Source organism: Ruegeria sp. AE3 (genome assembly GCF_056542225.1).
In genome coordinates this window covers 1-7827 of the sequence record NZ_JBQFZL010000032.1, presented here as the reverse complement: position 1 = coordinate 7827, position 7827 = coordinate 1, and the positions used below count along the sequence as shown (strand labels likewise).

The window sequence follows — 7827 nt, the reverse complement described above, 5'->3', positions numbered from 1 at the left end:
AACGAGGCGTTCCGGGGGCTGACGGGTGGTGGCTGGTGCTGGTGGGGGGCGGGGCGGAAACTTGTACTGGCGCTCTGTGTCCCAGTTCACAGTACCTCTCATTCATCCAGGTTAACGTAAGGTCATCAATGGGAGGTCGCAATGCTTCGTAAGGCTTCAAATACCTGGCACACTCGCACCGAACACGCAGTAACCATGATACACCCAGTTGTGCGTATCTTGCGTCATTGCACCCAGATGCAACGCCAAGTGAACCGCTACTATTGAATTCGAGCGCGGGTAGGCCGACCGGCTGACGACCGTTTGTTGACATTGATGAAGTGGCTGACCGTTGGCGCAGAAATTTCTGCTCGCCCCGCAAACCCCGATGGTTGTCTCAGGGAATATCAATCCACCAGTTCGAAATCGTTCATCTTCCAGGTCTGGTCGAAGAACGGCTCCAGCGGGCCGTACAGGCGCACGATGGCTGTCCAGCCCTTGCTCGGATCAGTTTCGACCCAGTTCGACTCCATACCTTCTGGCGCTTTTGGGCCGAAGTAGAGGTCGACCGTTCCGTCTTCATTCTGCGCCAAATCGTCGTAGCTGCTGAGCGCAGGGAATTGCTGTGATGTTGCCATCATCGAGCGGTTTGCGCTGTCGTAGACGACGACAGACCAGAAATCCTTCGCAGGAACATCAGCTGGAACTGTCAGCTTGTACGTCTTCGCACCGTCGAGCGGAACACCTTCGCCATCGGTATGGGTACACAAATATTGCGACCCAATACCCACGTTTTTGCTCGCCATGGCCGGTGTCACGCCTGTCGCATACGCTGCAAAAAAGGCCTGAGCGTCGTAGTCGAGGTATCCGTTCGGGTCAAAGGTGTAGACGCCGCCAACAAACGGGTTCCACCATTTGCGATCCTCGTAGATGTATTTGTCGTCGCCAACGTAGTTCCACATATTGGCCCGAAGCAGCGCCGCGCCCGCCATGGCGGCTGGCTCAAGGATGGCCTTCTCTTCCGGTGTGGGATCGAATGGCTTGCCGAACTCCATGCCGATGGAGGCGAGCAGAAATTTCTGCGCCCCGTCCAGCGCGTCCGGGTGCTCTTCTTCGACGAGGTGCCCAAGCTCTTCCAGGAGGTGATAATTTTCGGAATGAACTGTCCAGATTTCCTGTCCTGAACCATCGATTAGTTCGGTGGGTTCCGGATTGTCCGCTTGGGCCAGCGGGTAGATCTTCAATTGCTCGTACAGCGAATTGGCTGCATCGGTCGTGCCATCGACCAGGAAGGCTCTGAGCGCCAGCCAAACCCCGTAGGTTTTGGATTCAAAAACGAAGTACCCATCCGGTACGTCTCCCTCGTATCCCGGCGGAAGCACGAGGAATTTGCCGCCTTCGCCCTTGTCCGGCCCCGCATTTCCAACATCGCCAACATAGCGCATCCACATGTCGTTGAAGAAACCAAGCATGCCGGGAGGCGCTTCGACCACTGTCGGACCGTCTGTGTTAAGGTCGAGAAAAGTCATCGCATAGACGGTTGTATTGTTGGCTGTCAGAAACTCGGACTTGGCGTCCATCAGGTCCTTGAACACAATGACCTGATTAGGTTTTCCTGCACCGAAATCTGCGTAACCCTTGCGCATCGCATAGAGCGAGGCTCCAAAGACGTTTTGCTGGATCACTTCCATCACCCGATAGGTCGTCCGTATCTGGAACAAACGTTCGGTGGTCTCAGCGGTCGGAAATCCCTTCTCGAAGGTGAAGTTGCCGATGATCGTGTTGAACTCTTCGTTCTCTAGGAAGCGGCCATCGCCGCCTTCCGCAAGCGCCATGTTCGCTGTTACGGCAAGGGCCGCGCATCCGGCAAGAAATGTGCGTTTCATCTTTTTCTCCTGTCAGAAAATCAGTTTGCTTTCTCGACGTCCGGCAGTTGCCATCCGCTTTCGATCCATCCTTCCGCTGGCCCATAAAGGCGAAATAGCAAGAAGAAGTCCTCGCCGGTCGGTATCCAGTTGCTTTCGAGGCCATCCGGAGCCGTTGGCGCGAAATAGACGTCAACCGAGCCGTCGTCATTGACCTGCATGTCCGGCAGATTTGGCGTTGCCAGGCCCACGCGCTCATTGCCTGCGACGAAGCCCTTGGACTTCATGCTGTAGACGATGACCGACCAGAAATCCTCAGCGGGCGTGTCGGCGGGAACATTGAGTTTGTAGCTGTCTTGCCCGTTCAGCATATCTCCATCGCTGTCGGTCAGGCCTGTAAGGTAGAAAGTCCCGCCACCCAGCTTCTTCGGCAGATAGGTGATCCACGAATACGAACCGCCCGCGCGGTCATCGATCAGCACCATTTCATCGGTCACATAAGGAAAACCCGCTTCCGGCTGACCCTCGGCGAAGGCCCAGACTCCCCATTTGCGGTCTTCCCAGAGCGGAACGACCGAGCGCGTGATGAAATGCTCCTGCATGGTGTCATAGGCGCATTGCAGCCCTTCCAGCATCGCGGCCTGCATTTCCTCATCCGGTTCAAACGGCTCGCCGCGCACCATACCAAGCGAGGCCAGCATCGCCATCATGACCTTGTCCTGCTCCAGAACCGGCTCGCGCTGGATGACCGTGTTCATGTCGTGAAAAAACGTCATGTCATACACGGGAAGCGTGTTGATCGGGTTCTCCTTTACGTCGATGAATTCAGTTGGCGACGGATTGTCGACCTCGGACAAGGGGTAGACTTGAAGGGTCTGGGCGTAGGCAGCCTGATCTTTGCTGGTGCCACCATCCTTTGCTACAGGGCGGAAGGCGAAATGAACGCCATAGGTGTTGGACGGATAGATGTAGTAGCCCTCTTGCGGGAGGTCGCCGTCATATCCCGGTGGCACGATGAGGTACCTCCCGCCTTCGCCCGCATCATCGCCCGAGGTGCCAACATCTGCCAACGGAACCTGCCAGGCGTTCGTGATCGTTCCAAAGAATGCCGCCTTTTCTCCGGCTGACGGAACATCGATGACAACGGGCTCATCCACCGCGTATCCACCGCCAAATACATACGGTGTCACGTCGTTGGCCGTCAGGAAGCCGTGTCGGCTGTCCATCGGTTCGCTCATATAAGCGATCACGCCTTTGTCGGCCCCCGCATCGCGCTGGATCGCCAACTCGATATCGTAAACGCCAACGGCAGGCATCGCCCAGATCGCAGCCTCGCAGGAGCGCCGGACAACGGTATCGCGGGCGATTTCAGACATCTCCGCCACAACAGGCCCAGCCAGAATAGAAAGTGCAACGCCTGCATACAGCCCACGAGCAGACTGCCTGGTTGCCATATTTGTACTTATGGTCATCTGCGTCTCGCCTCCCGCCAATAGCCAAATCGAGAGCATAGGTTGGCATATCGCTGCGAGATCGGCGTATCATTTCACGACAGAATCACGATTAAGCAAACCTGTATGCCAGCAGACCCTCCCATGATCTCCGCCAAGGCGCTTGGTGCGATGCCGCAATTCACGCTTGAAACCTGCGGGCAAAAACCGCTTGAACGAGCGTTGAAGCGATCCGGTTTGCCCCATCGCTTCATCGAAAGTCGCGATGGCTACATCCCGAAACACGCCCTCGCGACATTCATTCAAGAGGTCGGGCGTTCCGCTGGGGAAGAGAATATCGGCCTGCTCTGGGCACCGCATCTCACCGTCGCGGATTACGGGGCATGGGGAGACTACGTTTTGTCCTCGCCAAACCTCGGAGCGGCTCTCGTGCGAACTGCAAAGGCGATCTCGTATCACTCGAGTGCGGACCTGATCGAGTTTCAAACACACGGCGCCCGTGCATGGTATGGATATCGCTTCGGACTGCGATCACATAGTGCGTATTCCGACGTCGCTTTTTCGGCAGTAGGCGTCTTTCTCAGCGTCTTCAGGCACTACCTTGGACCAGCGTGGTCGCCGGAGCGGCTGATGATCGATACTTCAAAACCGTCCGCAGGAGATCGCGCCGAGGAAGTCTTCGGGTGCCCAGTCCATTGGGATCAACCTGCATTGGGAGTTGTCTTTTCCAGCAAACTTTTGCGGACGACCGCGACGGAGGCCAAACCGAAAGCGACTATCGAGGACATTGCTCGAGAGAGAGTTGGTGGCCCGCCCAAGACTTTGCCCCACAAGGTCGCTGCCATGGTGCGACTGCAGATCTATGAGGGTTCGGTGTCCATCGAAAGAACCGCAGAATGCATGGATATCGGGGTCCGAACCTTGCAGCGAGGATTGATGCTGGATGGGGTTCGGTTCAGGGACATCGTGAACAACTCTCGAATAGAGCGTGCCAAAGAACTTCTGCGTCACGGCGATATGTCGGTTGCAGCCGTCGCATTGGATCTTGGTTATTCGAGCCCAAACAACTTCAGTCGGGCCTTCAACGCTCAGACAGGCTTTTCGCCCAGCCAGTTCGCCGCGTCGGACCCGCGCTAGGTCGCTTGGCCTCGGAAGTCGCCGTTTGAGCCCACGCTACTGAGTCGAGACTTTTAGGATCTCGCAACAACCGTAGGAGCCGCCGTTCGCAGCGACGAACCAAAAGGCCAGATCTGGGTCGGTCACGTAGGTGCAGGAACCCTATGCAAATGTCTGGAAGCGTTCGCATTGCGGTCCATACTCGTGGAGCCCCGATGTCGGCTTTGCGCAGAATACGGACCCATCAGTCAGCGCCGGGAACGGCAACAAAGTCCGCAACTGGGTCATTCAGCCAGCCCTCAACCATAGTACGCTTTGGAAAAAAGAAAGCAACGTGGGCACCCCCGGCAACCCGCTAAGGGCCGCCGAGGGATAGGTTTACGAGGGTGGTCGCCGCTGGACGACATAGTCTGCCAGCCACTGCCAGTAGGCTTCGGCATCACGGAATCCCTGAGCCCGAGCCGCGAGGTTCTCAGCTTCTCGACGAGAGCAGCCACCATCGTATTCAGCGATGGCCGCTCGCTCCTCAAACGCGTCAATGTCCGGGAAACTCATGCGGGGAGCCGTATCTGGTCAACGATCGACCGACGTTGCTCGTCACTGATGCCTGCCGAGTAGATGCCGTAGGTGATCCCATTCTCCGACCGCGCAGATTTATGGCCGACCAGAGAGGCTGTGAAGTGCTCAGGAACACCTGTCCGCTCGCACTGGGTAATGAACCACTTGCGGGTCGAGTGAAACACCAGTCCCGGTCGTTCCAGAGCCAGCCGCCGTCTCAGTCTCGCGAACCCCTTGGTCACCTGCGCGACAGTCAGGTCAGGGAACAGCGGGCCATGGCTAGGCAGCTGTCGGAGCGTCTCATCCAGCACGGGATGCACCGGAACCAGTCGTTCAGCGGCGTCGGTCTTCAGCAGTCGCAGTCGGTTAGGTCGAACATGCACGAAGCAACCGAGGTTGCCCTTGGCCACGAGGTCTTCCCGGAGCAGCCCAACCGCTTCCCCCGCTCGCATTCCTGATAGCAGGCAGGTTAGCAGAACCGAATGCAATTCTCGGTCATTGGCTCCCAGCAATCCCACCACTTCATCGTCAGTCGGAACTGCATAGGGTTGAGGACGCACCTTGCGATCGAAGGGCACCGTCCGGAACGGGTTGGCCTCCAGATGCCCCTCATAGACCACCCAGTCGAGGAAGTGATTAACCTGCGACCAGATGCGTCGCTGGGTTCTGGCGGTTATCGTCAAAGACCCCTGAGACGAGTAGGTAACGAGTTGGTCCAGGGTTAACCCCCGAGTCCGTTCCGACTTTCCAATCATTGGAGACAGTTGAGCTATCGCTGACAGGAACTCTCGCCCCTCTGCCCGCGTCAGGCTGCAAACCGTTCGATCACCATATCGGCTCGTGAACAGCCCGACGGAGTATCGGACCGACTTGAACCCGCTGGGTCGCAATTGACTACTGCGCCGGGCAAGATAGGCGCGGCTCAGGTCACGGACCGCCACCTTTACCGGCACGACGGGTCGGATGAAGGCAGGGCCATCCAGAACTGTGTCAGAGTCCCCCAGAGTGGCCCGGAGACGGACGAGAGACGATTCTGGCTGGTCAACCCAATCAGGAACGTTAGCGTTGCTCTCCGTGGCAGACAGGGCCTCCTCTGCCTTGCCCCGAACTTGCTCCACCAGCGTTTCAAACCGGGCATTGACTTCAGCGGCACGAACGCGGGCGGTGTTACGATCACCGGTCTTGAGACTTTGCTTCAGCGCCTGAGCGCCCAGCGCGAGAGCGACGTCAACGGGGTAGTTGCGTCGGTAGAGCCACGTATGACCCTTCAGATAGGCATAGCGAATGTGAGCAGACATGAGTCTCCTCCTTTCAGATTTAGGATTTGGGTTGGGTTCAGTCAGTGGAGACGAGTCGAACGATCATCTCCCGATCCGGTTCGCCGTAGGTACCAGCCAGAGGGCCGGTGACAGCAAAGCCGGTCACGCAGTCTTCGAACACCTCGTCTACGCGGAACAGATGTTCAGGGACGTCTTCGAAGGCCTGAACGACCACGACGTCACCATGGTTCAACTCAAGTTCAGCCATCATCGCCTCCGTTCCTCCACGTCCAGAGGACCGCCAGCAGAACCAGCGCCGAGACAGCGGGGTGAGACCGTGTGACCACCCAGAGCATCGTCGTCAGGACGGCCTTGGGCGGTGGGTGCAAAAGAAAACCCCCGGCGAGAACGCCGAGGGCAGACAGGTACTTCATGGATCAAACTCCTGCAGTTGCTTCTTTATTTAGATGCAGGGGTTCTCTCGGTTTTTACGAAGGCGAGAGTAAGTGATACCCGCTGGGTTGTTTGCGCGCGGCACCTGCGTTAGCCTGAATCTCCCAAGGCGATTACTGGGTGAGGTCAGAGCAGGTCTATTGCACGGGGTTGAGATCGCGGGGTAAAAAATGACTGATACTAAATGCAACTATCAACGCGTAGTTTCGGTTGAAGAAGTCAGGTGCGCCCTTGAAGAGGCGCAGTGCCAGCACTGTGGCATAACCACTAATGAACTAATGTCACACGGGGAGTTGCTTGAGATTTGCGGTGAGGAACTTTGCTCCGACATCTCAACGGGCAAGAAAATGTTCATCACGATTGCACTATGCCCAAGCTGTCATGCGCGGGCGCACCAGGACGCTCAGAACCAGCACAACCCCTGCCAGATAAAGGCTCGGTGGAGCAGAGAAGGCCTAGCGTAGCGGGTAACGAGGGCTCTCAGAGGCTGGGAAGGCCGCATTGTCTACCCTTGTTCCGCACTAAACTTGTCTGGCCATTCCGGTAATTGTACACTCAACGATGGCAGCCAGCAGGTGAGGCCGGTCAAGGCATTCTGTCATGAGAACAATTGCCCGCGTTTAACCTACGCTTGAATTGGAAAACCAACCATGAAGTTAACGACTAAGCGCGCCATTCAGATAATGATGCACTATCTTGAAACTGCTGACCGGGCCAAACTGACGAATAAGAAGACACTGTTCGGGAAAAGCGTATTCGAAAAATACTGGGACAAGGCTTATGCGCAGTTGGACGCCGTGGTGCAAGTTGCGATTGATTGCGGCGATTTAGAAGAACCGCCTACCGCCGCCAATCTAGTTAGACTGCTACTGGATTTTGCAACGAACGACAAAGAGTTTGAGCACAAGATATATGGCCATGCTGTAACGATCGCAGCAAAACAGTGTGGCGTGCCTCACGATCAAGTAAAGAACTTTCTTACAAATCTGGCCAAATAACAGATTTATAGCGTTAGTGACGCTGACCAAGACCCTTTCGCAATTTCCGGATCTGTTGAAGCCGTTCATTAAAAGGGGGCAAGCATGCTTAGCGCCCCCAACCCACCAGCACCAGCCACCACCCGTCAGCCCTCTGGAACGACTCGTC

General features: G+C 56.7%; 7 protein-coding genes. 2 read left to right on the top strand and 5 right to left on the bottom strand.

Annotation, left to right across the window (positions count from 1 at the left end):
• Positions 1–386: 386 nt before the first annotated feature.
• Together ACR0NZ_RS20400 and ACR0NZ_RS20395 are read right to left on the bottom strand one after the other, a co-directional pair.
• Positions 387–1814 carry a DUF1254 domain-containing protein gene (locus ACR0NZ_RS20400; protein WP_480521519.1) on the bottom strand — a complete coding sequence of 476 codons (1428 nt, stop codon included), beginning with the start codon at positions 1812–1814 and terminating at the stop codon, positions 387–389.
• 71 nt (positions 1815–1885) lie between these two features.
• Entirely contained in the window at positions 1886–3316 is a 1431-nt protein-coding gene (locus ACR0NZ_RS20395) for a DUF1214 domain-containing protein (RefSeq protein ID WP_480521517.1), read from the bottom strand.
• Between the two features lie 123 nt (positions 3317–3439).
• Here ACR0NZ_RS20395 and ACR0NZ_RS20390 point away from each other — a divergent pair, with 123 nt between their 5' ends.
• Positions 3440–4432 (top strand): AraC family transcriptional regulator, encoded by a 993-nt coding sequence (locus tag ACR0NZ_RS20390; protein WP_480521515.1) that lies wholly within the window; start codon positions 3440–3442, stop codon positions 4430–4432.
• A gap of 530 nt (positions 4433–4962) precedes the next feature.
• Here the strand turns inward: ACR0NZ_RS20390 and ACR0NZ_RS20385 are convergent.
• Genes ACR0NZ_RS20385 through ACR0NZ_RS20375 form a run of 3 tightly spaced genes read right to left on the bottom strand, consistent with a single transcriptional unit; the run spans position 4963 to position 6662 of the window.
• On the bottom strand, positions 4963–6267 hold the full coding sequence (locus tag ACR0NZ_RS20385; RefSeq protein ID WP_480521513.1) for a DUF6538 domain-containing protein: 1305 nt from the start codon (positions 6265–6267) through the stop codon (positions 4963–4965).
• Between the two features lie 37 nt (positions 6268–6304).
• Entirely contained in the window at positions 6305–6496 is a 192-nt protein-coding gene (locus ACR0NZ_RS20380) for a hypothetical protein (RefSeq protein WP_480521511.1), read from the bottom strand.
• Positions 6489–6662: a hypothetical protein gene (locus ACR0NZ_RS20375; RefSeq protein WP_480521509.1), complete on the bottom strand. Its 174-nt coding sequence runs from the start codon at positions 6660–6662 to the stop codon at positions 6489–6491. The genes ACR0NZ_RS20380 and ACR0NZ_RS20375 overlap by 8 nt, the downstream gene beginning before the upstream one ends.
• A gap of 669 nt (positions 6663–7331) precedes the next feature.
• Here ACR0NZ_RS20375 and ACR0NZ_RS20370 point away from each other — a divergent pair.
• On the top strand, positions 7332–7679 hold the full coding sequence (locus tag ACR0NZ_RS20370) for a hypothetical protein (RefSeq protein ID WP_480521507.1): 348 nt from the start codon (positions 7332–7334) through the stop codon (positions 7677–7679).
• Positions 7680–7827 lie beyond the last annotated feature (148 nt).

What these genes read in the sequence shown, in the direction of transcription:
- ACR0NZ_RS20400 (WP_480521519.1), bottom strand. Translation starts at nt 1,814, where the DNA reads ATGGCGCTTGCGGAAGGCGGCGATGGCCGCTTCCTAGAGAACGAAGAG.
- ACR0NZ_RS20395 (WP_480521517.1), bottom strand. Translation starts at nt 3,316, where the DNA reads ATGACCATAAGTACAAATATGGCAACCAGGCAGTCTGCTCGTGGGCTG.
- ACR0NZ_RS20390 (WP_480521515.1), top strand. Translation starts at nt 3,440, where the DNA reads ATGATCTCCGCCAAGGCGCTTGGTGCGATGCCGCAATTCACGCTTGAA.
- ACR0NZ_RS20385 (WP_480521513.1), bottom strand. Translation starts at nt 6,267, where the DNA reads ATGTCTGCTCACATTCGCTATGCCTATCTGAAGGGTCATACGTGGCTC.
- ACR0NZ_RS20380 (WP_480521511.1), bottom strand. Translation starts at nt 6,496, where the DNA reads ATGGCTGAACTTGAGTTGAACCATGGTGACGTCGTGGTCGTTCAGGCC.
- ACR0NZ_RS20375 (WP_480521509.1), bottom strand. Translation starts at nt 6,662, where the DNA reads ATGAAGTACCTGTCTGCCCTCGGCGTTCTCGCCGGGGGTTTTCTTTTG.
- ACR0NZ_RS20370 (WP_480521507.1), top strand. Translation starts at nt 7,332, where the DNA reads ATGAAGTTAACGACTAAGCGCGCCATTCAGATAATGATGCACTATCTT.